The following is a 25,605-nucleotide window of genomic DNA, read 5'->3' as shown; positions in this document are numbered from 1 at the left end:
CTAGCCGTGGACCAGTGAAAAGCCTTCCCAGGCCTGACGCTGCTCGGCCCGGGGATCGAACTCGACACGCGTCTTGCGGTCGAACACCAGCACGGCGCGGTCGTCGGCGTCGTACCGTGGCCAGCCCTCGCCGGGGACGCCCGTGCGGGCGAACGCCCGCCAGCGGTTCTGCACGTCATTGCTGATCCGCAACGCCGACTTGCGGTCCATGGCGGCGGTCAGTACCGAACCCAGCGGGGTCCGGTACACGTCGAACACGGCGAGCAGTTCGGTCGCGTGCGTGGCGCCCAGACCCGTCCAATGCAGCGCCGGCGGCGCGTAGTCGTACCGGTACGCGTACGTGGGCGCGTGGCGCATGTGCGCGCCGGCGATATCCCACGCCGCCGTGCCGAAAGCGAAGTCGCCGCCGAGCTTGATACAGGCGTCGGCCGATTGCGGGTAGCCCGGATAGGCCCCCACGATCCGGGCGCGTTGCTCGGCCGGGACATGGGCCAGGATGCGTTCGATCATGGCCTCGTTGGTGGGCAGCAGCTGCATGAACTTGGTGAACAGGCGGCCCTCGTCGGCATTGCTGCCCACGATGAGCGGCACCTGGTGGGCCCGCCCCTCGCGCATCGCGACCATCGGATCCTCGGGGAGGAACTCGGTGCCGTACGCCGGGCCGGCCGGAAAGGCACCCGGCATGTCGGCCACCGCACCATGGATGACGCGGTCCAGCGCGGCCAACAGCTCAGCCGGTTTCGCGGCCATGAGCGCGGCGGCGCCGTCGCGCTCACCGCCGCCGAGCTGCGCGGCGAACTGCTTCGCGAACTGGGCCGCCGCGTCGGGTGACCGCACCATGCCACTGGCGGGGCTCTCGGCAATCGCTTGGTGGAAAAGGCCTTTCGCCTGCGGCACGGCGAGCAGCGTCGCGACGGCGTGCGCACCGGCACTCTCCCCGAAGATGGTCACCCTGTCCGGGTCACCGCCGAAAACCGCGATGTTGGTCCGCACCCACTTCAGCGCCGCCACCAGGTCGCGCAGGAACAGGTTGTCGTCCAGCGGGTGCTCCGCAGTGGCCAGGGTCGACACATCGAAGCAGCCGAGCGCACCCAGCCGGTAGTTGGCCGAGACGAAGATGCAGCCGCGCCGCGCCAGTGCGGCCCCGTCGTAGATCGGGGTGGCAGAACTGCCGAGGATGTAGCCGCCACCGTGGATGAAGAACATCACGGGCAACGGCTCGCCGGTGGGCTGCTCGGGTGTCACCACGTTGAGGGTCAGACAGTCCTCACCCATCGGCTGGTACTTGCCCACGCCGAGCATGGTGAATTTGCGGTCCTGCGGCGCGCAGTACGTGAAGCCATGGCAGTACCGCACGCCGCGCCACGGCTGCACCGGTTGCGGGGCCCGGTAGCGCCACGGGCCCACCGGCGGCCGCGCGTAGGGCACGGAACGCCAACGGTGCACGCCGTCACGGGTGAAACCCTCGATCGTTCCGCTGTCGATGGTCACGCGGACGGTACGTTCGTGCATAAATGGACACTATCGAAAATCTGTAATCACCGGGGTGCCTGAGCCGCGTGTTGCGGTAGTGCCGGTTACCCTGGCGGGCATGCGACTTCCGGTGGTCCTCGCGGCATGTGCCCTGGTTGCGGGTTGTGCCGCCACGTCAGACCAGCACGGACGACCCGGCGTGGCGATCTCGGAGCCGTCGCTGTCGGCCACCGCACCATCGAGTCGGCCGCCGGCTCCGACGCCGAAAGCCGCACCCACGACGCCGCCGCCCGCGGGCGCCCCCGTCGCCGACGTGATCGCCTGGGTCGAGGCCGGTACCCCGGCCGACCCGGCGGGATTCCACACCGCGACACGCGACGGTACGCCCACCGATCTGGGTACCGACATCGCGTTCACCACCGCCTCCGGGGCGAACTGCATGACCGACAAGAGTTTCAACGGCACGCTGGCCTGCCTGACACACCTGAAGTCCCCGCCACCACAACCGGCCGATACCTATGGCCACTGGGTGGGCGGCTGGGTCGACTTCGAGGGGCCGACAGCGGAAGTCGGTTCCGTGCACGGAGATCCGGGACGATTCAACAAGGGCACCGGCCCCAAGCTCAAAGACGGCCAGAGCCTGCGGTTCGGCGACTATCAATGCCGCGCCGACGCCACCGGGCCGGTCTGCGTGAACTACGCGCGCCGCACCGCAGTCCGGTTCAGTGATGCCGGCATCCAGACCTTCGGCTGCCTGACGCCGGTGCTCCCGGCACCCGAGGGCGTTGGGCTGAAGTTCGCCTGCACCACGGCCTGAGGGTCAATTCGCCGCGGCGACAGTCGCTTTCGGTTCGTGGACCGTCGGACCCGGATCGGCTGCGTAGAGCGCCTCGATCCCGGCTGCGTACTTCTCGACGACAGGCCGCCAACTCAGGTACAGCGAGACGCGAAATCCACAGGGCGCTAAACGTTTTGGCCGAAACGTTCAGCTCGAATGATGGCGTATGGTCGGAACGATGGGAATAGCTGTCACGTCACTGACGCCTGTGGAACGGACCGCCCTGCTCACCGTGTACGCGAGGGCCCTCGACAGCCGGCGGCCCCACCCGATTCTCGGGGACACCTGGGCAGATGCCGCAGTAGCGGCCATCGACTACGACTTCGCCGCACTCGGCGTCCAGACCAGCGTGGTCTGCCAGACCGCGCTGCGCGCCAAGATGCTCGACGACCGCGTAGCTGCGTTCCTCGCATCCCATCCCGATGCGGTCGTGGTCGATCTGGGCGGGGGCCTCGACAGCGGCTTCTATCGGGTCGCACCGCCGCCGACGGTCGACTGGTACACCGTCGACCTGGCCGGCATCTCCGGGGTTCGCGACGAGCTGTTGCCGGCGAATCCGCACTGTCACACGGTGGTGGCATTGGTGACCGAAACAGACTGGGCCGCAGGGATTCCCGCAGACCGGCCCACCATGCTCGTGGCGGACGGGCTGTTCGCGTTCCTCACCGAGCCCGTCATAGCCGGTGCGTTCCGCAGCGTCACCGAACATTTCCACCACGGCGAGCTGGCGTTCAACGATTACGGACAGTTCGGGCCGATCAGCCTCGCGGCGTTCAAGTACCTGCCGCAGAAGATGTTCAAAGACGTCGGCAGCCAACTGGGTTACGCGGGTTTCAAAGACGCCCGGCACCCTTTGACCTGGAATCCCCGAATGCACCTCATCGAAGAAGCCAGCCTGGCCCATCAGCCCGAGGTCGACCTGTTTCCTTGGCTGCTGCGGATCGCCACCCGCCTGACGGGGCGCACCCGCGCCGGTGCCCGGAAAGCCCGGATCCTGCGTTACGGCTTCTGAGCAGCGACTACCCGCCCAGGCAGCCCGGACCCAGCAGCGCCTTAAGGTCGCCCATCAACGCCGACGACGGTGTCACGCGCAGCGTCTGGTCCAGTTCCAGGGTGGTGATCCGGTCGCCACTGATGAGCCGCAGATGCACCTGAGAGGTGCCCGGATGGTGGGCCAGCACCTGTTTGAGCGCGCTGACCTTCTCCGGGGTGCACTGCCGGGTCGGCAGGCTCACTGCGAGCGGGCGGTCGGCCTGTGCATTCGAAAAGTCCGGCACCACAAGGTCACTGGCGAAGATCGACACCCGCTCGTCCTCCACCCGGGCCTTGCCGCTCACCAGCACGATGGCGTCGTCCATGATGTCGGCGCCGAACACCGCGTAGGTCTTCGGGAAGAAGTTCACGGTGACCGAACCGTTGAGATCTTCCAATTGCGCTGAGGCCCAGGGCAATCCCTGCTTGTTGACCCGCCGCACCACGCCCGCCAGGATGCCGCCGATGCGGACCTGGGAGTCGTTGGCGACAGCGCCTTCAAGGATGGCCGGAATCTGGGTGTCCACCTGCGCATTGAGCAGGTGCGCGACACCGTTGAGCGGGTGGCCCGAAACGTACAGACCCAGCATCTCGCGTTCCAGGGCGAGCTTGTGCTTGTCGTCCCACTCGTCGTCGGGCACCTTGATGGTGAAGGCGGCATCGCCGGCATCCCCGGCGTCTCCGCCACCGAACAGATCGAACTGGCCCATGGCCTCGGCCTTCTTGGTGCCGAGCACCGAGTCGACCGCGTCGGCGTGCACCAGGAACAGGCCCTTGCGGGCATGGCCCAGCGAGTCGAAAGCGCCTGCCTTGACCAGAGATTCGGTGACCCGCTTGTTGCAGGCCGTGATGTCGATCTTGCTGAGGTAGTCGGAGAAGTCGGTGTATTTCCCCTTCTCGGTGCGGGCCGCGATGATCGACTGCACCACGTTGGCGCCGACGTTGCGCACACCGCCCAGCCCGTAGCGGATGTCCTTGCCGACCGAGGCGAAGTTGTGCACCGACTCGTTGACATCCGGCGGCAGCACCGTGATGCCCAGGCGGCGGCAATCCGCCAGGTATATCGCGGCCTTGTCCTTGTCGTCACCGACCGAGGTCAGCAGACCCGCCATGTACTCGGCCGGATAGTTGGCCTTGAGATACGCCGTCCAGAACGACACCAGGCCGTAGCCGGCCGCGTGCGACTTGTTGAACGCGTAGCCGGCGAACGGCAGGACCGTGTCCCACAGCGCGGTGATCGCGGCCTGCGAGAAGCCGTTCTGCTTCATGCCGTCGGCGAACCCGCCGTAGGCCTCGTCGAGGATTTCCTTCTTCTTCTTACCCATCGCGCGACGCAGCAGGTCTGCTTGGCCGAGCGAGTAGCCCGCGACCTTCTGCGCGATGTGCATGATCTGCTCTTGGTAGACGATCAAACCGTAAGTCTCGGAAAGGATGTCGCGCAGCGGCTCTTCGAGCTCCGGGTGGATGGGCTTGATCTCCTGCAGCCCGTTCTTACGCTTGGCGTAGTCGGTGTGCGCATCCACACCCATCGGACCCGGCCGGTACAGCGCCAGGACGGCCACGATGTCCTCGAAGCCGGTCGGCCGCATCAGTTTCAGCAGATCGCGCATCGCCGAACCGTCGAGCTGGAACACCCCGAGCGTGTCGCCGCGCGCCAGCAGCTCGTAGGTTTTCGGGTCATCCAGGCTCAGGTGGTCGAGATCCAGATCGATGCCACGGTTGGCCTTGATGTTCTCCAGCGCGTCACCGATGACGGTGAGGTTGCGCAGGCCCAGGAAGTCCATTTTCAGCAGGCCGATGGCCTCACACGACGGGTAGTCCCAGCCGGTGATGATGGCGCCGTCCTGGGCGCGCTTCCACATCGGGATGGCGTCGATGAGCGGCTCGGAGCTCATGATCACCGCGCAGGCGTGCACACCCGCGTTGCGGACCAGGCCCTCCAGGCCGCGCGCGGTCTCGTAGATGGTGCGGACGTCGGGGTCGGTGTCGATCAGCGCGCGGACCTCGGCGGCTTCCTTGTACCGCTCGTGGTTGGGGTCGGTGATGCCCGCCACCGAGATGTCCTTGGCCATGATCGGCGGTGGCAGGGCTTTGGTGATGCGGTCGGCGATCGCGAAGCCCGGCTGCCCGTAGTGGACTCGGGCCGAATCCTTCAGTGCGGCTTTGGTTTTGATGGTACCGAAGGTGATGACCTGGGCGACGCGGTCACTGCCCCACTTCTCGCTGGCGTAACGCACCATCTCGCCGCGGCGGCGGTCGTCGAAGTCGATGTCGATATCGGGCATCGACACGCGCTCGGGGTTGAGGAACCGCTCGAACAGCAGACCGTGCGGGATGGGGTCGATGTTGGTGATGCCCATCGCCCAGGCCACCAGCGAACCGGCGGCCGAACCGCGGCCCGGGCCGACCCAGATGCCGACCTCGCGCGCGTGGCTGATGAGGTCACCGACGACGAGGAAGTACGCCGGGAAGCCCATCTGCACGATGACGCTGATCTCGTACTCGGCGCGGTCGAGGTACTCCTGCGGCGGACCGCCCGGGAAGCGCCGGTCCAGGCCACGCAGCACCTCTTTGCGCAGCCAGGTGGCCTGTGTCTCGCCCTCGGGCACCGGGAAGATCGGCATCCGGTCGTGGAACTTCCAGACATCGGCGTAGGACTCGACGCGCTCGGCGATCAGCAACGTCGAATCGCAGGCACCGGGTACCTGGTGATCCCACATGGCCCGCATGTCCTCGGCCGACTTGAGGTAGTAGCCGTCACCGTCGAACTTGAACCGCGTCGGGTCCGACAGTGTCTTACCGGTCTGGATACACAGCAGCGCTTCGTGGTTGTGCGAGGCCTCGCGCGTGACGTAGTGGCAGTCGTTGGTGGCCAGCGGCGGGATGCCCAGCTTCTTGCCGATGTCCAGCAGGCCCTCGCGAACCCGGCGCTCGATCTCGATGCCGTGGTCCATGAGCTCGAGGAAGAAGTTCTCCTTGCCGAAGATCTCCTGCCACTTCGCGGCGGCCTCGATGGCCTCTTTCTCGTGGCCCAGCCGCAGCCGGGTCTGCACCTCACCCGACGGGCAGCCCGTGGTGGCGATGATGCCGGTGGAATGCTCGGCGATGATCTCCGCGTCCATCCGGGACCACTTGCCGAGCTGCCCTTCGAACGACGCCAGCGACGACAGCTTGAACAGGTTCCGCAGACCGGTCGCGTTCTCCGCGACCATCGTCATGTGGGTGTACGAACCGCTACCCGAGACGTCGTCGCTCTTCTGGCTCGGATCACCCCACGTGATGCGCTTGGTGTTGAAGCGCGACGCCGGCGCGATGTACGCCTCGATGCCGATGATCGGCTTGATGCCCTCTTTGGTGGCGACGTTGTAGAACTCGCTGGCGCCGAACATGTTTCCGTGGTCGGTCATGCCGATGGCAGGCATTCCCAACCGCAGCGCCTCGGCGATCATGGGCTTGACCTTCGCCGCACCGTCCAGCATCGAGTACTCGGTGTGATTGTGGAGGTGCACGAACTGGCTCATAGGGCTGCCAGTCTAAAACGGGCCACCGACACGTCTCGGCGTGTCGCGGGCTGTGTCGTCAGGCCGACTGCGACGAGCCCGTGGCGGCCGCGGGTGCAGCGCCGCCCGCCGCGCCGTCTGCTGTTGCGCCGGGACCCACCAGCAACCCCTTGTGCAACACCTGTTGCAGTTGCTTAGTTACCGCCTCGACGCGGTCTCGATCAGCCACCAGGCCGGCGTAGAACCCGAGCCCCCACACCATGGTGTACAGCAGATCGGCAACAGGGGCCACAGCCGTCCCGGCAGGCAACTCGCCGCGCGCCACGGCGTCGCGCACGGCCTGGTCCATGAATTTGCGGACGGCGGCCTTTGCGTCCCTGCGCGGTGCGGGCAGCCGGTCGGCCTCCAGATAGGAACTCACCAGCAGTGCCACACTGCCCGGTTCATGGACGCCGGCATTGCGGAATTCGGTGACGAGCACCGAAATCTGTGATGGAAGAGTGGATTCCGCGCCCGCGCGGGCGATGCAGAGGTCGATCGTCGTGGCGATCTCGTTCAGCAGGCAGTGGTAGATGTCCTCGCGCGTCTGGAAGTGGTAGTGCAGCGTGGGACGGCTCAACTCGGCGATCTCGGCGATGGCCTGGATGGTGGTGGCGTGGTAGCCACGGACCGCGATCACCTCGCGCGCGGCGCCCAGAATGCGCGCCCGTGTCTGTGCCGAATCGGTGCCTGCCGGCCGACCCCGGCGCCGTGTTGCCTTCACTGGGAGAACATCGAGATGCACCATGCCACGTCCTCGCACAGAAGGGGATATTTACGAATTCAGCAAACTCTAAGACATAGCTGATACGTGGTCAACCGCAACCGTGCCAATGGCCGGCCGACTTGCCCCCCGCGGCCCGGCCGTGCGGTCGATTCCGTCCGGTGACCGGCACAGACGGCGTCGTGTCCCGCGGTCGACGGGCGGTCCATTCGGTGACGGCGACGAGTCCCGCTACCTATTTGCCTGAAAATTTGTCGCCGACGTAGAGATCCGGCAACCGAATCGGGCGCCGGATGCGGCCCTCACCCGGCGCCGCATAGTGATGATGTCCACATCGCGGCGGGCGCTGTGCGAATTGAATGCACGGTCGCTCTCTGTATCGTATGAGTCCGTGATCGAGCTCATTAACGTCGCCAAGACTTTTGGCGGGTCCGTTCCCGCACTCCGCGACGTGAGCTTTTCCGTCCCCACGGGCTCTGTGTGTGCGTTGCTGGGACACAACGGCGCCGGCAAGACGACGACGGTCAAGATCCTGTCCACCTTGCTCAAGCCGAGCTCGGGCCAGGCGATCGTCGCCGGCTACGACGTGGCAAAGGAACCCGCGAAGGTCCGCCAGTCCATCGGCGTCACCGGACAGGACGCCGCCCTCGACCTCCGGCTGACCGGACGGGAGAACCTCGTCCTGTTCGGGCGCCTGCGCGGGCTGCGCCGCGGCGAAGCCCGCAGCCGGGCCGACGAACTGATCACCCAATTCGACATGGGGCACGCCGCGGACCGCCAGGTGAGCGGGTACTCCGGTGGCATGCGCCGGCGGATCGACATCGCGGTGTCCCTCGTCGTCCCGCCGAAGGTGCTGTTCCTCGACGAGCCGACCACCGGCCTGGACCCGCGCAGCCGCCGCGACGTGTGGAATCTGGTGTCCTCGATGAAGGCTCAGGGCATCACCGTCCTCCTGACGACGCAGTATCTGGAGGAAGCCGACATCCTCAGCGACTCCATCGTCATCCTCAACGGCGGTCAGATCGTCGCCCGCGGGACGGCCGATGAGCTCAAGCGCCAGACCGGCTCGAGCTACTGCGAGATGACGCCCCTCAACCCGGACGACCTGCCGCGCATCGCCACGGCCCTGGCGGATTTCGACGAGATCGAGGTCGACACCGACGCGACGACGGTGTCCGTCCCGGCGCCGGGCGGCGTCGCGACCCTGACCGAGGTCTTCCGCCGGATGGACGAGATCGGCGTCGAACTCATCGACATCTCGCTGCGCCGCCCCTCACTCGACGAGGTGTTCCTCCACCTCACCACCCCGGTCAAGTCGAAGTGACGGCGTTCGGACTCCTGACGGCCCGCATCCTCCGCAAGGGCTGGCTGGACCTCGTCTTCGCCGTACTCGTGCCGGTTTCCACGCTGATCGGCCTCACCTTCATGCTCGGTGACGTCATCGCCACCGGCGACATGAGCTACGTGCAGTACATCCTGCCCGCGGTCGTCGTCCAGGCGATGTTGTTCGGCGCCCTCACCACGACCGACCGGGCCGCCGGGGAGAAGGCCAGCGGGCTCGGCGCCCGCATGCGCACGCTCCCCATCTCTCCCTATGCGCCGTTCATGGCCCGCATGGCCTACTGCCTGATCCGCGGACTACTGGCATTGGTCGCGTCGGTGCTGGCCGCGTACCTGTTCGGATTCCGGCTGACCACAGGTTTCGGCTATGCGGCCGCCTTCGTCGTCCTGGCGCTGACCCTGACGCTGGCGGTGTCGTTCGGCGCCGACGCCACCGGCTCCAAGGCCGGACGTGCCGAGGTGGCCAGCCAGCTGCTGCTGATCCCCCAGCTGTTCCTGGTGATGCTGTCGACCGGGCTCGCGCCCGTCGAGGCGTTCCCCACGTGGCTGCATTCTTTCGTGCGCTACCAACCGGTTTCGCTGATCACCGACGCGCTGCGCGGATTCACCAGCGGTCACATCGACACGGGCATCCTCGGCGCCGGCATCGCGTGGACCGTCGGACTGTTGGTCGTCTTCGGCGCTGTCGCGGTTCGACTTCAGGAGCGCTCATCGTGAATCCGACCAAGCAGCACCAACATTCGCGCCTCACCGAGAGCTGGATCTTCGCGAGCCGGCTGTTCATCCAGTGGCGCCGGTACCCGATGGTGCCCGTGCAGGCCCTGGTGTTCCCGACCCTGCTGCTGCTCATCTACGGCATCCTGGTCGGCAAGTCGATGGTCCGCCTCACCGGCAACAGCGGACTGGACGTCCTGATCCCGGTGTGCACGCTGGCCGGTGCCATGTCGGGCGCCATCGGCGCCGGTCTGGCCGTCCCCCACGACCGCGACAGCGGTCTGCTGACGCGGCTGTGGATCATGCCGGTCCGGCGGACGTCTCCCCTGACCGGCGCGCTGCTCGCCGAGGCGCTGCGCACCTTTGCGGCCTCGGCGTTCGTGGTGGCGGCCGGTTACCTGATGGGCTTCCGGTTCTCCGGCGGCTGGATCGCGCTGCTGGTCTATCTGTTGATCCCCGTCGCCATCGTGGTGGTGTTCGCGACCATCGTGATCACCCTGGCCCTGCGACCCCAGGGCCGGATGATCCTCACCTGGACCAACACCGCGTGCATGGGCCTGGCGTTCGCGACGCTGATCCCGCCGGCGAAGATTCCGGCCGCGCTACGGCCGATCGCCGACTACCAGCCGATCGCACCCGCGGCCGCCGCCATGCGGGGCCTGTCCAACGGCGGTGCGTTCTGGCAGCCTCTCGCCGTGGCGGCGCTGTGGCTCGTGGTGATCGCGGCGGTCGTCGTGCCGCTGGCGGTGCGTTCGTACCGCGCGGCAGTCGAGGGCGGCAAGGTCGACGGCTGAGCCCGCCGAGACTCGGCCTAGGCCTAGTCGGAATCCCGGGACACGTCGAAGTGCACCGGCATCTCGAACTCCTTGCGCTTCAGCTGCGCCGCGAAATAGCCGTACTGGAAAGCGATTCCGAGGATGGCGGTCGCCGCCAGCTCTGACAGTGGACGGCGCAGCTCGGCACGCATCGTCGTCCACGCTTCCGCGGGTGAGACCCGCGCCGGCGCATGGGTGCCCTTGCTGACCGAGTCATTGCGGTGCGCCCAGCGGATGTACGCGTTGCTGTTGCCGTAGCGCTTCCACTGGCTGGCCAGATCGCGGATCGCGGTCCGCGGCTCCCACTCCATCAGCACCCGGGTGTCGGTGGCGATGGTGCCGAGCGACTGATCCTGGATCCGCCAGCAGATGTCGAGGTCGCCGCCGCCACGCATCGCCCGGAACCCGTCCACCTTCTCGAAGGCGATCCGGTCGATACCGAGATTGCAGGTCGGGTAGTAGTCGGGCCGCGGCGGCACCATCCCGACGACGGCCTTCATCGCCCCGCCGCCACGGGGCAGCATGAACGGCTGCATCTTGGCGGCCATGCGGGCCGCCACGGTCGGGCCCGACAAAGTGCGAACGTTGGTGCACGACAACGCAACTCCCGGTTGCGCCTGCAGGGCCCGGTGCGCGTCGAGCAGGCCGGGCAGCGGCCGGCAGCGCCCGTCGATGAAGAGCAGAATGTCGGCGTCCGACCGGCTCGCGGCGACCTGCCGCGCGTAGTACGGACCCCGGCTGTTCGTCAGCGTCACGACGCGGGCACCCAGTGCGCGCGCCACCGCCGCGGTGTCGTCGACCGATGCGTCGTCGACGACCGTGACCCGGTCACCGTCGGACAGCTGATCGAGCAAGGGCCGCAGCAGCCCCGGAAGGTGATCAGCCATGTCGCGGACCGGAATGATGACGTCGATCGTCTGACCCGCCATGGATCAATCTCCTCTATCGCAAGTTCGTCGAGCAGCGGCGCGGCCGCGGATCAGACGTGCAGTCCGCCGCGACCGAGCGAGTACACCTGCCACCCGGCACGCGACCAGCTCTCGCGGTCGATGACGTTCCGGGTGTCCAGCAGTCGTGGCTCCTTCACCACCGAGCGGAACGCCTCGGGGTCGATGTTGGTGTACTCGTCCCACTCCGTCGCCAGCACGATCAGATCCGCGTTGCGGCAGGCCGCCTCGGCGCTGTCGAAGTAGCCGAGCGTCGGGAACCGCGCCTTGGCGTTGTCGATCGCCTTCGGATCGTGGACGCGGACGTCGGCGCCCTTCAAGTGCATCGCGGCAGCCACGTTCAGTGCCGGCGAGTCACGGACGTCGTCGCTGTTGGGCTTGAACGCGGCACCCAGGACGGCGATGCTCTGGCCGAGGAACTCCCCGCCGACGACCGCACGCGCGACCGACACGGCCTTCTCCCGGCGGCGCAGGTTGATCTTGTCGACCTCGTGCAGGAACCGCAGCGCGTCCGAGGCGCCCAGCTCACCGGCCCTGGCGCTGAACGCCCGGATGTCCTTGGGCAGGCAGCCGCCGCCGAAACCCAGGCCGGCGTTGAGGAAGCGCTTGCCGATGCGATCGTCGTACCCGAGCGCGCGGCTGAGCACCGTCACGTCGGCGTCGACGATCTCGCACACCTCGGCCATGGCGTTGATGAACGAAATCTTGGTCGCCAGAAAGGCATTGGCGGCGACCTTCACCAATTCGGACGTCGGAAGGTCCGCCGTCAGATAGGGCGTGCCGCCGTCGAGCAGGGAGCCGTACACCTCCTGCAGCGTCTTCTCGGCGTACTCGGAGGTGACCCCGAACACCAGGCGGTCGGGCTGCAACGTGTCCTCGATGGCCTTGCCCTCGCGGAGGAACTCCGGGTTCCACGCGACCTCGAGATCCGTGGAGGTCTTCGCGACCTCGTCGGCGAGGCGCTGGGCGGTGCCGACCGGAACGGTCGACTTACCGACGACCAGCCCCGCACAGTCGGCGTTGGCGGCCACCGCACGGAAGGCGCTGTCGACGTACTCGATGTTCGCGGCGTCGGAGCCGGCCATCTGCGGGGTGCCGACACAGACGAAGTGCACCGCCGCACCGGACACCGCTTCCTGCACCGACTGCGTGAAGCGCAGCCGGCCGGTGGCCAGCACCGTGGCGAGCAGTTCGTCGAACCCGGGCTCGTAGAACGGCGAGGTGCCGGCCGACAAGGCGGCGATCTTCGACGCGTCGGTGTCGTACGCGACGACCTCGTGCCCGATATGCGCCATGCAAGCGGCGTGAACGGCACCCAGATAGCCCGTTCCAATCACGCTCAATCTCATATAGCCGAACTCCACGTCGTCGCAGTTACTTTCCGACCACCGAGGGGTCGCCGGTCGATCATCTCAGCGCGCTCAACGCTCGGTCGGGACGCACGGACCCGGGATTTATTCGAGAGCAGCAGCCGTCGCAGCTAAGTACACCACACTGCGCCGCCGGGGCTTCGGTGAGACGCCGCGAACTGAGGTTCGGCCATCCCGATGGCGGCACACACGGCTGCCGGCGTTGCGGCCGGCGCCGGGGCCCGGAATCCGGGCATGCGACAGCACGGTTTGCTCGATCGGCGCCGCGGGGCGTGTATCCGGTCGCCCCGACGTTGCTGTGACGGTGCCGCGAATGCGATTGCACCGATTGGCGCACCGAAATACACGATATTCAGCGGTACTGGATTGCCGGCCGGCGACATATCTGTCAATTGACTGAACGTGACGTTATTTGCCAGAGATATACGCGGCAACGCAATTGTTGCCCACGTCAGAATTGCGCGCAGAAAGGCCCTCTGACCACGCAATCCGCGGAAACCCCGGCGCCGTCGACAAGTCCGTTTGGTTTGTTAATCAAAGGAAATTGGCGCACATCCCGGTAATTCACAGATATGTGGCAGATTCGGGGCGGATAACTGTAGAGTCCGCCGCATGGCTCGTTCGCTCACCCGGCCTGCACAGCCAACTCTGGATGCACCAGCCGCCAAGGAAACAAAACCGATTCGGGTGGCGGTATGGCCACACTGGTTGGACAACCCCTATTTGCCCAACATGATCGATGGGTTACGCGCCGAAGGCCTGGAAGTTTCCGCGCCGCATATTCTGAGTATCGAATCGGCTCGGCTACACAGTGGCGATTGGCTGCATCTGCATTGGTCCACCGAAGCGCATACCAGCCACGTGCGGTGGATATACGAAGCCCGCGCCGCGGCATTCAACCGCCAATTGCAAGCACTGAAGCGGCGCGGCGTGCGCATCGCCTGGACGGCACACAATCTGGTGCCACACGATGATCCACATCCGGACCTGGGTCGTAGCATCCGCAAGGAACTGCTCGCGCTCGTCGACCACGTCTTCATCCACTTCCCCAGCGCCCAGGAAACGCTCGCAGCGGAGTTCGGATACACGGGGCCGTGCACCGTGGTTCGCCACCCGCACTACATCGACTCCCATCCGGCGCCGCCGTCGCAGCTCGAAGCGCGCGCCAAACTCGGCCTGCCCGCAGACGGCTTCGTCGCGCTGTCCTTCGGATTGCTGCGCCCCTACAAGGGCATCAGCGACATCATCCACGCCTTCCAGAAGGTCGCCAGAGACCAGGATCGCCTGATCCTGGCCGGCCATCCCCAGGGCGACGTGTCGGCCGATCTCGCGCTGGCCCGGGAAGACCCGCGAATCCTCGTGTGCGCCAAACGCATTCCGAAGTCGGAGGTCCCGCTGTACTTCGCCGCGGCAGACGGCGCCGTCATCGCCCACCGCGGCTTCTTCACCTCGGGCAGTGCGCTGCTGGCACTGAGCATGGGCTGCCCCGTGATCGGGCCCGAGGTCAACCACCTCGTCGACCTGGCCGGCGGGCAGCGCCTGTATCCGGTGGAACTCGGCGTCGACGGACTGGCCGCGGGCCTCGCCGAAGCACGTGACAAGGCCCGCAGCGTCGACCGCGAGTCGATGCGCAATTGGGCAGGCAACTACAGCAACTGGCGCGAGGCCGCCGCTCGCACCGCGGCAGTCTTCCGCGACCGCACCGGCAGCCACTGAAACACGTTCCGAATCCCGTCAAGGAATGCACCGAATAGCAAATATGTTCTCCGCATCAGCACTCCGCGCCCGCCAACTCGTCAACTGGGAGTTGCGCAAAGGTGAGCCCGAGCTCAGACTCCTTGCGGTACTAAAGGATTCAAGCCAGGATTTTCTCGATGTCGGCGCGAATGCGGGCGTCTATTCGTACTACGCACTGAACCGTTTCCGCAAAGTAATTGCGGTCGAAGCACATCCGGTCATGGCGTCCAGCTTGCGGCGGATCATCAAGCCGGAGAATCGGGTTCTGCCCGTGGCATTGTCCGACCGAATCGGTGAGACCACATTTCATATCCCCACCCGCCGTGGTCGCGATGTGCTCACCAGAAGTTCACTACAACAAGACGCCAATCCGGGTTTCGAGCTGCGCACCATCACCGTGCCGACGACGACCATCGACGAACTCGAGCTCAATCGACTCGGCGTGTTGAAGATCGATGTGGAAGGTCACGAGTCTGCCGTTCTCCGCGGTGGCGTACGAACTCTGGAAACCGCAAAACCGACGTGCATCGTCGAATGCGAGGAGCGGCATAACGCCGGGGGTGTCGCACAGACCTTCGCCTTTTTCGACACGATGGGATACCAGGGCTATTTCTTGCACCGGGGCGCGCTCCGGCACGTGGCCGAATTCGACATCCGGGCATTGCAGCGGCCCGAGGACGCCAAGTCGGTCGGCGGAAAGCGCTCACCCGACTATGTGAACAACTTCATCTTCGTTCACCCGGACAACGCGGCGCAGCTGGCGAGCATCCGTCAGGTGTTCAGCGGCCGCTGACCGGAGTTCGGCGGACTCTCACGCCCCGGCGTGGCAACGCTCCAGCCTCGGCCAAAATCGACGCTTTCGTCAATAGCGCCGATCTCGCGGGCGGAGATCCGGCTGCAACCAGCTAACCTCGACCGAACTTCCCGTCCCGGCGCTGAAGTGGCCGGCCAGCGACACCCCGAATCTCAGGTCTATCCGCGCACCAGTCGGTAGACCTCGGCGCCACCGAATTCCGGGTTGATCACGAAGTCCTGGGGAAGGTAACCCCGCTCAGCGAACTCCTTCAGGATTCGTTTGCGTTTGGCGATCGAATTTCCGTACGGGTCGGCGGGCAATACCCTGCTCACATAAAATACCGGTCGACCGGTGATGTCAGACAAATCTGGAAAGTGTTTCAGTAATTCGTCCTGACCGGCCACGTACGTCACCGCCCCAGGTGGAATCGACCATAATGCGGCCGGCACCACGCCACGCCGATCGGAATCGATGACGATCGCTGCGTCGGACCCGGGTATCAACGCCGATCTCTGCGCGTGGCGATAGCCGGAGAACACCGTCGCGGCCAGCACCCCACAGAGCTGGAAAACAAGAAGCACGGCCAACACCGCGACAACTGCGCGCGACTTCCGAGCCGCCACGGCAAGACCGACAAAGAGGAATGGGGTGATGAAATACAGATGCAGCGGACTCATCGAGTGCACGGGCATGATGAAAAAGAGGTACAGCACGACAATGCTCAGCCAACAGGTGAAGAACATCAACAATGGCACTGCCGGTGCGGTCGGAATGAATCGATGCCACCCGCCGCGGACACGTGCCAACCACTTGGCGGCCATCCACAGAATCGGTGTGACCACCGCCAACGTCAGCACACCACCGGCGATGGCGATGGCACTAACGCCGTACGACTGATAGTCGGGGCCGATCGGCAGAAACGTCTCGTACGCCGGGCGCAGCAGTGCCACCATTCGCAGCGCCAGCGTGGACCACGAAAACTGCTGCGCCTGCTCACCACCGCGGTGGAAAGACTCCCAAAATCCCGGGTTCCCCAGGCCGAACGCGCAGACGGCGACAATGCCGACGGCGACCAGGAGGGCAAACTCCCCATGCCGCCGGCGGGCCACGATCGCGACACCGAGGAACAACATCGTCGCCCCGGCGGGGATGACGAACAAGTACTGAGTGAGCAGTCCCAACGCGATGACAGGCGCGAGCGCTACCAGATATCCGCACCGGTGCCGCGTGAATGTGCTGGCTCGGGCTGCCATCGTGAGCGCCCATGTCAGCATGACCATGGCCCGTAAGTACGTCGGCACATCGAGCACTCCACACACCGCATAGAGCAGGTGCGCCGTCAGCAAGACAATCAGAATGTTCAACGCCACTGCAGCGGGTATCGAAACACCGAAAACCGATAACCACACATGCAAGAGCCAGAAATACAGGGGCGGATGGATGTCAGAATGCGCCAGATCGGTGCGAATCGTTTCGAAGCAACCCGGATTTCGCAGGCGCCAATAGTCCTGCCAGTCCTGAACCGGTACCCATTGCCCAGTGGGAATGGAATGCGCGTAGCGTCCCTGATTGCAGGTCGCAGACAATATGGTGATCCCGTCGTCATGCGATAGCGAAGTCGCCATCATCGCGGGTACCACGAAAAGAATGACCAATAATCCAATGAGTAGGCCCGTCACGGCGGGCGTCAGCCGATACCCCGCAAATTTGACGAACACCCGCTCATACCGTTGGTGTCCATGCTCGGCGACCGTGCTCAAATCGGCATCCCCCGATGGCCGTGGATTGGCGTGACCCGACTCCCAGGGTTGGAACGGTACCCCCGCTGACCTGGCACGGAAGCTGTTTTCGCAATGCGTGCGGCGAAGATTTCAGGCGGACGCACCGGGGCGCCGGGTGTGAAAGTTCGCAAGCCCCGGTCAATCCTGGTAGCTAACTGTTAGTGTGCTGAGCATCCACACAGCGAGGACAGCTTCTGGTGGTAGGCATGCCGAAGGGGGAAGTGGCTTGGCGCGCGTGTTTCTCTCCACCTGGGGACAGAGCGACAACATCGGCGACTCGATCCTCCGACGCGGCCTGCTCCGGACTTTTCACGGCATCGACGACGCTCGCGTGCACGTCCACGTCGGCCGGAAGTTGATGCCGGACGCGAACGACGAGCGGTATCTGACGGCCCTGAAGCTGCGCGGCGACGAAGTGGTGCACGACACGGCGATCGGCTGGATCAGCCGCTACGCCACGAGCGCCCTGACCGGCCGAACCCTCATGGTGATGCCGGCCGGTGAATTGGTCCTGCCCGAACGCGCCGGACGCTTCTGGGGCTGGTGGACGGCCATCTGTGCGCTGTTGTCGCGCCCCCGCGGCGGCACCACCGTCCAGGTCGGCGCCGGCGTCCGGATGTCGCCGGACACCACCATCGCCGCGCCGCACATGGAGCGCTACGCGCGGCGCAAGATGTCGCTCGTCGCCTGGCGGGATCCCCGGACCGCCGCCGCGTTCGGAGTCGGCGACGTCGCACCCGACTGGGCGTTCGGCGAAGGCCCCGATCCCCTGGTCGACGGCCTGGGGACCCCGGCCGGCGAACGCAAGATTCTCGCCGTCACCACGCGCGGGAACCGGGATCTGCTCGATGAGAACAAGATTCGTCTCCTGCGGGACATCGCCAAGTCGCGGGGCCTGCGGATACAGGTGTACAGCCAGGTGCGCCGCGATCGCGAGGCCATGGAGAAACTCGCCTGGGTGCTGCATCCGGGCACCGAGCCACTGCTGTTCGGCGAAGAGTCACACGCCGAGTGGGAGAAGAAGGTGCGCGCGCTGCACCGGGAATCGGCGATCGTCGCCAGCGACCGGATTCACGCGTTGATCGTTGGCGCGACCGAAGGCGCCGTCCCGCTGGCGGTTTCGAGCGGGTCGACCGAGAAGGCGCTCCGCACCCTCAAGCCCGGAGGCTTCGACCTGCCGGCGGACCAGCCCGCCGCCATCAACGAATATCTCGACGCCATGCTCGGCGACTCGACGTCCGTCAGTCGCCGCATCGTCACGGCGCGCGCCCACCTGGACGGGCTCCGCAACACGCTGCGCAGTTTCGTCGACGGCGGCCCGGTCGGCGACACCGGCACCGTCGAACCCCTGCCCTACGAATTCCGCCACGCAGCAGCGTCCTAGCGCCGCCTACGTCGCGACCGGATCCTTCTCCAGAGCAGCCGGCACCGCGGCACGACGGGCGCGCAACACCGCGTCACCGGTGAACACCGCCAGCGCCAGCCAGATCAGCACGAAGCCGGCCCACCGGCCCACCGGCATCGGCTCATGCCCGACGACGACACCCCACGCCATCTGCAGCGCCGGCGTCAGGTACTGCAGCAGGCCCATGGTGACCAGCGGAAGCCGTTGCGCCGCACCGGCGAACATCAGCAGCGGCAGCGCCGTCACCGGGCCGCACAACATCATCAGCAGTGTGTGGCCGGCGCCCAGCGTGGGAACCGTCGCCTGCCCGGCAACGGGGAGGACGACGAGATAGGCCACCGCGAACGGCGCGGCCACCCCGGCCTCCACTCCGACACTGACCCGCGGGTCGGCGCGCACCACCTTCTTGACCGCGCCGTACACACCGAACGACACCGCCACGCCGAGGCCGATCGCCGGGATTTCACCGGCCTGCACCGCCAGGACGACCACCGCGACCATGGCGATGGCCAGCGCCGCCGCCTGCGCGCGATTCAGCCGCTCACCGAAGAGCGCGACGCCCAGCGCCACACTCACCAGCGGATTGATGAAGTAACCCAGTGCCGCGTCGACCACATGGCCGTTGTTGACGGCATAGATGTAGATGCCCCAGTTCAGCGAGATCAGCGCCGATGCGCACACCAACAGGCCCCACGTGCGGCCCGACAGCCGGCGCAGGTCACCCAGGCGGCGGCCGACGGCCAGCACCACGAACATCAGCAGCACCGTCCACACGATGCGATGGGCCAGCACCTCGAAGGCACTCGCCGGCTTCAGCAGCGGGAAGAACGCGGGAAACAGACCCCACGACCCGTAGGCGCCGAGTCCGAGCAGCAATCCCCGGTTCTGGTTAGTAGTGGCCGTCGCGGTAGTGGTCACTGCCGATGCAACACATCCAGAGCGTGCTGCAATTCCGGCGGGTACTCACTCGTGATCTCGATCCACCTGCCGTCGGCCGGATGGGCGAACCCGAGTGAGCGCGCGTGCAGCCACTGCCGATCGAGTCCCAGCTTCTTCGCCAGCGTCGGATCGGCACCATAGGTCAGGTCACCGCAGCACGGGTGATGCAGCGCGGAGAAGTGCACCCGGATCTGGTGGGTGCGGCCGGTCTCCAAGTGCACGTCCAGCAGGCTGGCTGCCACGAACGCCTCGATGGTGTCGTAGTGCGTGATGCTGTGCCGGCCGCCTTCGGTGACGGCGAACTTCCAGTCGTTGCCCCGGGCCCTGCCGATCGGCGCGTCGATGGTGCCGCTCGACGGATCCGGGTGGCCCTGCACCAGCGCGTGGTAGCGCTTGTCGACAGTGCGGTGCTTGAACGCCCGCTTGAGCACGGTGTACGCCCGCTCTGACAACGCCACCACCATGACGCCGGACGTGCCGGCATCCAGCCGGTGCACGATGCCCTGTCGCTCGTGGATGCCCGACGTGCTGATCCGGAAGCCGGCCGCGGCCAGCCCGCCGAGGACCGTCGGGCCCGTCCAGCCCAACGACGCATGTGCCGCCACCCCGGCCGGCTTGTCGACGGCCACGATGTCATCGTCGGAGTAGAGGATCGCCATGCCCTCGATGTCCTGCGGCGTGTTCTCTAGCGGCGCCGGCGCCTCGGGCAGGCGGACCTCCAGCCAGGAGCCCGCCACCAGCTTGTCCGACTTCGCCGCCGGCGCGCCGTCGATATCGACGCCGCCGTCTTCGGCGATCGTGGCGACCGCGGTGCGCGACAACCCCAGCAGGCGTGCCAGACCCGCGTCCACCCGCATCCCGGCCAGTCCTTCGGGGACCGGCATCGAACGGCTGCTCATCGGTTGGTTTCAGCCTCGTCGGCGGCCGCAGCGGCCGGTTCCGGCTGTGCCGGCGAATCCTGTTGTGTATCAGTGGGTTCCGTGGAATCGGCGGCCGGTGCCTGCTTGCTCTCGGTATCGAAATCGATGCCGAACATCGACAGCCCGACCAGCAGCACCGCCCCGCACACCACCGCGGAGTCGGCGACGTTGAAGACCGGCCACCAGCCGACCGAGAGGAAGTCGACCACGTGCCCGCGCAGCGGCCCCGGCGACCGGAAGAACCGGTCCATCAGGTTGCCCACCGCGCCGCCGAGGATCATCCCCAGGCCCAGCGCCCACCACAGCGAGACCAGCCGCCGGCCCATCCAGATGATGCCCAGGACCACTCCGGTGGCGATCAACGTCAGCACCCAGGTGTAACCGGTCGCCATCGAGAAGGCCGCCCCGGAATTGCGGACCAGGGTCCAGGTGATGGTGTCACCGATGATCTCGACCGGCTGACCGGGCACCAACAGCTTCACCGCCAGCACCTTGGTCAGGACATCCAGCCCCAGCACCAGCGCCGCGACCATCAGCAACAGCCGCAACCGTCGCGCGACGGGCTGGGCCTGCGCCGGCTCGGTCACCGGCGATTCGGCGCTCTCACCCGTCTCCGGCCCGGCCTTGTCAGCCGTCTCCGGCCCGGTGCCCGAGGTCGCCTCCGGCTCCGTGGATTCATCAGTCACTCCCCCATCATCCCAAAGACCCCGTGAGGAACAATTTCGCCCATGACTCGCGTCGTCGTGATCGCCACCGGAGGCACCATCGCCACCAGCACCGACCAACACGGAATAGCCCGCCCGACACGTAGCGCCGGCGACCTGGTGCACGATCTGGGCGCCGGAGTCCAGGTCGACACCGTCGACCTCATGTCGGTCGACAGCTCCGAACTGACGCCGGCCGACTGGGACCGCATCGGGGCGGCCGTGCGGGCCGCCGGTGACGCCGACGGGATCGTCATCACGCACGGCACCGACACCATGGAAGAAACCTCGTTGTGGCTCGACATGACGTACGACGGCGCCGCACCGGTGGTCCTGACCGGCGCCATGCGCAGCAGCGACGCACCTGATGCCGACGGCCCGGCCAACCTGCGGGACGCGATCACTGTCGCCGCCAGTGGGTCGGCCCGCGACCTCGGCGTGCTGGTCAGCATGGCCGGGCAGGTGTGGCAGCCCCTTGGCCTGACCAAGACCGGGCACGGTTTGCTCGGTACGGCGGTCGGGTCGCTCGATGACGGCTCGTTCGTCGCCGGCGCGGTCAAAAAGCGGCCACGACTCGGCGCGTTGTCGGCGGCGTCCGCGCCGCGGGTGGACATCGTCGCCGCGTATGCCGGCTGTGACGCACTGGCGATGGACGCCTTTGCCGCGGCCGGCGCCGGCGGAATCGTCCTCGAATCGCTCGGCTCGGGCAATGCCGGGTCCAAGGTGCTCGCCGGGGTGCAGCGGCTGTGCGCCGCAGGCGTCGCGGTGGCGATTGCGACACGAGTGCCCGGTGCGCGCGTCACATCGGGCTACGGTCCCGGAAGGGCATTGCTGGACGCCGGGGCGGTGTCCGCGGGCGGGTTGCGCGCCGCTCAGGCCCGGGTGTTGCTGATGGCGGCACTCGCCGCCGAAATACCGGTCACAGACCTGTTCGCTGAGTGGGTTTAGCGAAACTGTCCCACTGGGTGGACGACTTGTCCGTCAACGTGCACTGAATTGACGACCCAATGATAATTTCCCCCACGCCCAACTCCCGGGGGGAAGACAGTGGAATCGACGGCGCTCGGTAGCCGACACCAACAGCAGAAACGTCTCGACATTCAGGGCATGCGCGCGATCGCGGTGGTCCTCGTCGTGCTGTTCCACGCGGAAATCCCCGGATTCGGCGGCGGTTACGTCGGCGTCGACGTCTTCTTCGTGATCTCCGGATTCCTGATCAGCACGCACCTGTTGAGCGAGCTGCACCAGCGCGGGCACATCCGGTACGGCGCGTTCTACGCCCGGCGGGTGCGCCGGCTGCTGCCGGCCGCCTTGACCGTCATCGTCGCCACGGTGGCCGCGGCGGCCTACTGGGTGTCTCCCCTGCAGTTCGGGTACGTGGTCAAGGACGCCATCGCCGCGACGTTCTACGTGCCGAACGTCCTGTTCGCCTACCGCGCGACCGACTACCTCGCCGACAAGACGCCGTCGCTGTTCATGCACTACTGGTCGCTCGGCGTGGAGGAACAGTTCTACCTGCTGTGGCCGGCGTTGCTCGTCGGGCTGTTCGGTCTGGTCAAGTTGCGCACCCGCCGGGTGGCGGCCATCGGCGCCGTCGTCGCGGCATCGTTCGCACTGTGCGTGTGGTTGACCGGTTTCTCACAGCCGAACGCCTTCTTCATCCTGTTCCCGCGGATCTGGGAGTTCGGCGTCGGCGGCCTCGTCGCGCTCGTCGTGCTGACCCGTGGCCGCGTCTTCGGCCCCCGGATCGGCGCCGTCGCCGGCTGGGCCGGGCTGGCCGCCATCGTGGGCAGCGGTGTCCTGTTCTCCACCGCCACCGAATACCCCGGCGACGCCGTGGCGCTGCCGGTGCTCGGCACCGCGCTGCTGATCGCCGCCGGCCCCGTGCGCTGGGGGCCCGCGGCGCTCCTGAGCCTGCGCCCGCTCACCTGGATCGGCGATGTCTCGTACTCGCTGTACCTCGTGCACTGGCCCCTGCTCGTCTTGCCCGTCGCCGCCACCGGATACATGCACACCTTGCCCATGTGGCTGCGCGTCGCGATCGTCGCGGCCTGTGTCCCGCTGGCGTGGCTGCTCTACCGCTACGTCGAACAACCGGGCCAGCACATGACATGGCTGAACGCGGCCCGCCCCCGCCGCACACTCGCCGCGACGGCAGGCGTGATGGCCGCCGTCTGTGCCGTGGTTCTCACGGTCGCCGTCGTGCAGTCCCCCCGGCGCGACGCCGGCCGCCCCGCGGTGCACGCGGCGCTGAGCGTGAAACCCGCCGGGACCCCGTATGTGCCGAGCAACCTCACCCCGGAGCTCTCCGACGGTGCCGGCGGTGAGCCGGTCATCTACGCGAACGGCTGCCACCGCGGCCAGTGGGCCACCGACCCGGCCGGCTGCACCGTCGGGGCCAACCCGCAGGCGCCGCTCGTCGTCCTGTTCGGCGATTCCCATGCGGCGCACTGGTATCCGGCACTTTCCGCCCTCGCCGACCAGGGCCTGATCCGGCTCGACAACCGCACCAAGAGTCACTGCCCGTCGGCCCATATTCATATCGCCACCTACCCGCGGTGTGCCGAATGGCGCGAAAACGTGCTCGACAGCCTCGCCGCAGCCAAACCGGCACTGATCCTTCTCGGCGCCTGGGGATCCAGCTATGTGCTGAACGATGCCGACCCGGCGGCGCACTGGCGAAAGGCGCTGACAGACACCAGCAGTGAGCTCCCGGCGCAATCGCGCGTCGCGGTGCTCGCCGATACCCCGTCGATCGGGGTGGCGCCCACCTTCTGCCTGGGGCTCTACCCCGACGACGCCCAGCGTTGCGCACTGCCTCGGGACCGGGCGCTGAACCAGGCCGTCCGCCGGGCCGAGACGGAGCTGGCCGCCGGCAGCACATTCGACTACCTGGATTACAGCGACTACCTGTGCAACGACGCCGTCTGCCCCAGCATCATCGGGGACACGCTGGTCTATCGCGACGGCCACCACCTCACGGTGAACATGAGCACCGCGCTCGCCCCGATCATCGGCGCCGACGTGCTGTCCCTTCTCGCACCGGAAGGGCAGCCCGCCACTGCGGACACGCCACAGGTCCGGGAAGCGTTGGTCGCCCGCAGCAGCGGAACGCCGAATCTCGCCCGCGGCCTTCATCCCCACCGGGACTAGGCGTCAGGCGGCGCCGTCGTCGGTCGTCAACTGCGCCAGGTAGTCCTGCCAGTCCAGGCTGTCGACGGGGTCGGCGCGGGTGATCTGCGGATCGTCGGCCGCGACGGTGCGGGCCACCCCGGGACCGCTGGCCCGGGTCTCGAACCGCACCGTCATGACACCGTGTCCGGCGCCCTGCACCCAGCCGTGGCCGTGGTCCGGATGCTGGACGTCGTCACCGACGCGCCACGGAGATTCGGCCGGGGCGGCACTCAGCGCGGCGGCCTGACCCGCCGAGGTCGCGACCTCGGCGTCGTCCGTCATCTCCAGCTCCGGGAACAACGACTCCTGCCGGGCGTCCGTCAGGCCCGAAAACCCTACGCCCACAAGGCGAATCGGGCCGATCTCGACCGGGTCGAGCAGCAGCCGGCGGGCCGTCGCGGCCAGGGTCGACGGGTCGGTGGTCGCGTACGGCAACGTCGCCGAACGCGTCAGCGTACTCATGTCGGACTTCTTCAGCTTCACCGTGACGGTGCGGGCACCGCGCCCGTCGCGCTGCAGCCGCCGGTGCGCGTGGTCGGTGATGGGCCCGATGCTGTCGCGCAGCTGATCCAGCGTCGTCAGGTCCACCTGGAATGTGGACTCGGCGCTGATCTGTTTGGCCTCGGCACGTTCGGCCACCGGTCGATCGTCGATGCCGCGGGCCAGCCGGTGCAGCGCCGGCCCGACCGTGCCGCCGAGCACGTCGGCGACCTCGGCATCGCTGAGCGCCGCCAGCGCCCCGATGGTCTCGATGCCCAGCCGGTGCAGCTTCTCCTCGGCGACCGGCCCGATCCCCCACAGCCGGCGCACCGGCAAGGCCTCCAGGAGCGACCCCTGCTCCTCGCCACTCACGATGCGCACCCCGTCGGGCTTGGCCAGCCCTGACGCGATCTTCGCGACCTGCTTGCCCGAACCCGCACCGACCGAGGCCACCAGCCCCGTCTCGGCACGCACCGCGGCCCGCAGGTCCTCGCAGAACTGCCGGACCTCGTCCGGCGCGGCGCCCACCAGCTCGGCAGGTTCACCGAAGGCCTCGTCGAACGACAGCTGCTCCAGGACCGGCACCACGGCACGTACCGCGTCGAGTGCCCGACGGCTGGCCACCGAATACACCGCGCCCCGCGGCGGCAGCACCACGGCGGACGCACCGACGAGCCGCCTGGCCTGATGCATGGGCATCGCCGAGCGGGCACCGAACCTGCGGGCCTGATAACTGGCGCCGGCCACCACGCCACGACCGCCGAGCCCGCCGACCAGCACCGGGCGGTCCCGCAAGGTAGGCCGGGTCAACTGTTCGACGGACGCAAAGAAGGCGTCCATGTCCAGGTGCAGGACCCAGCGATCCACAGTGGCCAA

Annotated in this window: 20 protein-coding genes; 10 read left to right on the top strand and 10 right to left on the bottom strand. The window is 67.1% G+C overall.

From position 1 onward, the window contains the following. Window positions 1–1,512: a carboxylesterase/lipase family protein gene (locus tag ACJH6I_RS02790; protein WP_406783692.1), complete on the bottom strand. Its 1,512-nt coding sequence runs from the start codon at window positions 1,510–1,512 to the stop codon at window positions 1–3. A 79-nt stretch (window positions 1,513–1,591) separates the two neighbouring features. Between ACJH6I_RS02790 and ACJH6I_RS02785 the strand changes: the two genes are divergently transcribed. Both ACJH6I_RS02785 and ACJH6I_RS02780 read left to right on the top strand, forming a co-directional pair. Further along, window positions 1,592–2,290, top strand: coding sequence for a hypothetical protein (locus tag ACJH6I_RS02785; protein ID WP_212811475.1), 699 nt, complete (start codon window positions 1,592–1,594; stop codon window positions 2,288–2,290). A gap of 199 nt (window positions 2,291–2,489) precedes the next feature. Beyond that, window positions 2,490–3,323: a class I SAM-dependent methyltransferase gene (locus tag ACJH6I_RS02780; protein ID WP_406783691.1), complete on the top strand. Its 834-nt coding sequence runs from the start codon at window positions 2,490–2,492 to the stop codon at window positions 3,321–3,323. Between the two features lie 7 nt (window positions 3,324–3,330). Here ACJH6I_RS02780 and dnaE read toward each other — a convergent pair whose 3' ends face one another. Further along, the gene (gene dnaE, locus ACJH6I_RS02775; protein ID WP_212811477.1) at window positions 3,331–6,864 is read right to left on the bottom strand and encodes a DNA polymerase III subunit alpha; all 3,534 of its coding nucleotides are present in this window, start codon (window positions 6,862–6,864) and stop codon (window positions 3,331–3,333) included. Window positions 6,865–6,922: 58 nt separating this feature from the next. Then, the gene (locus ACJH6I_RS02770; protein ID WP_406783690.1) at window positions 6,923–7,630 is read right to left on the bottom strand and encodes a TetR/AcrR family transcriptional regulator; all 708 of its coding nucleotides are present in this window, start codon (window positions 7,628–7,630) and stop codon (window positions 6,923–6,925) included. A 367-nt stretch (window positions 7,631–7,997) separates the two neighbouring features. On the opposite strand from ACJH6I_RS02770, the gene ACJH6I_RS02765 reads away from it, so the two are divergent. Genes ACJH6I_RS02765 through ACJH6I_RS02755 form a run of 3 tightly spaced genes read left to right on the top strand, consistent with a single transcriptional unit; the run spans window position 7,998 to window position 10,455 of the window. Then, the gene (locus tag ACJH6I_RS02765) at window positions 7,998–8,930 is read left to right on the top strand and encodes a daunorubicin resistance protein DrrA family ABC transporter ATP-binding protein (protein WP_029120693.1); all 933 of its coding nucleotides are present in this window, start codon (window positions 7,998–8,000) and stop codon (window positions 8,928–8,930) included. Then, window positions 8,927–9,664, top strand: a complete 738-nt coding sequence (locus ACJH6I_RS02760) for an ABC transporter permease (protein WP_212811479.1) — start codon at window positions 8,927–8,929, stop codon at window positions 9,662–9,664. Before ACJH6I_RS02765 ends, ACJH6I_RS02760 begins: the two co-directional genes overlap by 4 nt. Next, the gene (locus tag ACJH6I_RS02755) at window positions 9,661–10,455 is read left to right on the top strand and encodes an ABC transporter permease (RefSeq protein WP_212811480.1); all 795 of its coding nucleotides are present in this window, start codon (window positions 9,661–9,663) and stop codon (window positions 10,453–10,455) included. Before ACJH6I_RS02760 ends, ACJH6I_RS02755 begins: the two co-directional genes overlap by 4 nt. Window positions 10,456–10,478: 23 nt before the next feature. Here ACJH6I_RS02755 and ACJH6I_RS02750 read toward each other — a convergent pair whose 3' ends face one another. After that, window positions 10,479–11,405: a glycosyltransferase gene (locus ACJH6I_RS02750; RefSeq protein ID WP_406783689.1), complete on the bottom strand. Its 927-nt coding sequence runs from the start codon at window positions 11,403–11,405 to the stop codon at window positions 10,479–10,481. A 50-nt stretch (window positions 11,406–11,455) separates the two neighbouring features. After that, entirely contained in the window at window positions 11,456–12,772 is a 1,317-nt protein-coding gene (locus ACJH6I_RS02745) for a UDP-glucose/GDP-mannose dehydrogenase family protein (protein WP_212811482.1), read from the bottom strand. An 882-nt stretch (window positions 12,773–13,654) separates the two neighbouring features. Between ACJH6I_RS02745 and ACJH6I_RS02740 the strand changes: the two genes are divergently transcribed. Next, window positions 13,655–14,509: a glycosyltransferase gene (locus tag ACJH6I_RS02740; RefSeq protein WP_406783688.1), complete on the top strand. Its 855-nt coding sequence runs from the start codon at window positions 13,655–13,657 to the stop codon at window positions 14,507–14,509. A gap of 43 nt (window positions 14,510–14,552) precedes the next feature. After that, window positions 14,553–15,323 carry an FkbM family methyltransferase gene (locus tag ACJH6I_RS02735; RefSeq protein ID WP_406783687.1) on the top strand — a complete coding sequence of 257 codons (771 nt, stop codon included), beginning with the start codon at window positions 14,553–14,555 and terminating at the stop codon, window positions 15,321–15,323. Between the two features lie 179 nt (window positions 15,324–15,502). On the opposite strand, the gene ACJH6I_RS02730 is transcribed toward ACJH6I_RS02735, so the two are convergent. Continuing rightward, a complete protein-coding gene (locus ACJH6I_RS02730) occupies window positions 15,503–17,086 on the bottom strand; it encodes a hypothetical protein (RefSeq protein ID WP_406783686.1) in 1,584 nt (527 codons plus the stop codon). A 256-nt stretch (window positions 17,087–17,342) separates the two neighbouring features. On the opposite strand from ACJH6I_RS02730, the gene ACJH6I_RS02725 reads away from it, so the two are divergent. Then, window positions 17,343–18,491, top strand: a complete 1,149-nt coding sequence (locus ACJH6I_RS02725) for a hypothetical protein (protein ID WP_406783685.1) — start codon at window positions 17,343–17,345, stop codon at window positions 18,489–18,491. Between the two features lie 6 nt (window positions 18,492–18,497). Here the strand turns inward: ACJH6I_RS02725 and rarD are convergent, their stop codons facing one another. From rarD to lspA, 3 genes are read right to left on the bottom strand one after another with little or no spacing between them, the layout of a single operon-like run. Further along, entirely contained in the window at window positions 18,498–19,430 is a 933-nt protein-coding gene (gene rarD, locus ACJH6I_RS02720) for an EamA family transporter RarD (protein WP_406783684.1), read from the bottom strand. Further along, window positions 19,427–20,350, bottom strand: coding sequence for an RluA family pseudouridine synthase (locus ACJH6I_RS02715; RefSeq protein ID WP_406783683.1), 924 nt, complete (start codon window positions 20,348–20,350; stop codon window positions 19,427–19,429). Before ACJH6I_RS02715 ends, rarD begins: the two co-directional genes overlap by 4 nt. After that, complete coding sequence (gene lspA / locus ACJH6I_RS02710) at window positions 20,347–20,958, bottom strand: signal peptidase II (protein ID WP_244872941.1); 612 nt, start codon at window positions 20,956–20,958, stop codon at window positions 20,347–20,349. Before lspA ends, ACJH6I_RS02715 begins: the two co-directional genes overlap by 4 nt. A 141-nt stretch (window positions 20,959–21,099) precedes the next feature. Here lspA and ACJH6I_RS02705 point away from each other — a divergent pair, with 141 nt between their 5' ends. Continuing rightward, window positions 21,100–22,023: an asparaginase gene (locus tag ACJH6I_RS02705; RefSeq protein ID WP_406783682.1), complete on the top strand. Its 924-nt coding sequence runs from the start codon at window positions 21,100–21,102 to the stop codon at window positions 22,021–22,023. Between the two features lie 159 nt (window positions 22,024–22,182). Continuing rightward, the gene (locus ACJH6I_RS02700) at window positions 22,183–24,228 is read left to right on the top strand and encodes an acyltransferase family protein (RefSeq protein WP_406783681.1); all 2,046 of its coding nucleotides are present in this window, start codon (window positions 22,183–22,185) and stop codon (window positions 24,226–24,228) included. A gap of 3 nt (window positions 24,229–24,231) precedes the next feature. Here the strand turns inward: ACJH6I_RS02700 and ACJH6I_RS02695 are convergent, their stop codons facing one another. Further along, window positions 24,232–25,569 carry a DNA polymerase IV gene (locus tag ACJH6I_RS02695; RefSeq protein WP_406783711.1) on the bottom strand — a complete coding sequence of 446 codons (1,338 nt, stop codon included), beginning with the start codon at window positions 25,567–25,569 and terminating at the stop codon, window positions 24,232–24,234. Window positions 25,570–25,605 lie beyond the last annotated feature (36 nt).

Source organism: Mycobacterium sp. SMC-13 (assembly GCF_045311035.1).
Classification (GTDB): domain Bacteria; phylum Actinomycetota; class Actinomycetes; order Mycobacteriales; family Mycobacteriaceae; genus Mycobacterium.
Note: the sequence above shows the minus strand (reverse complement) of the source record. Positions and strands in the feature narration are given on the sequence as shown.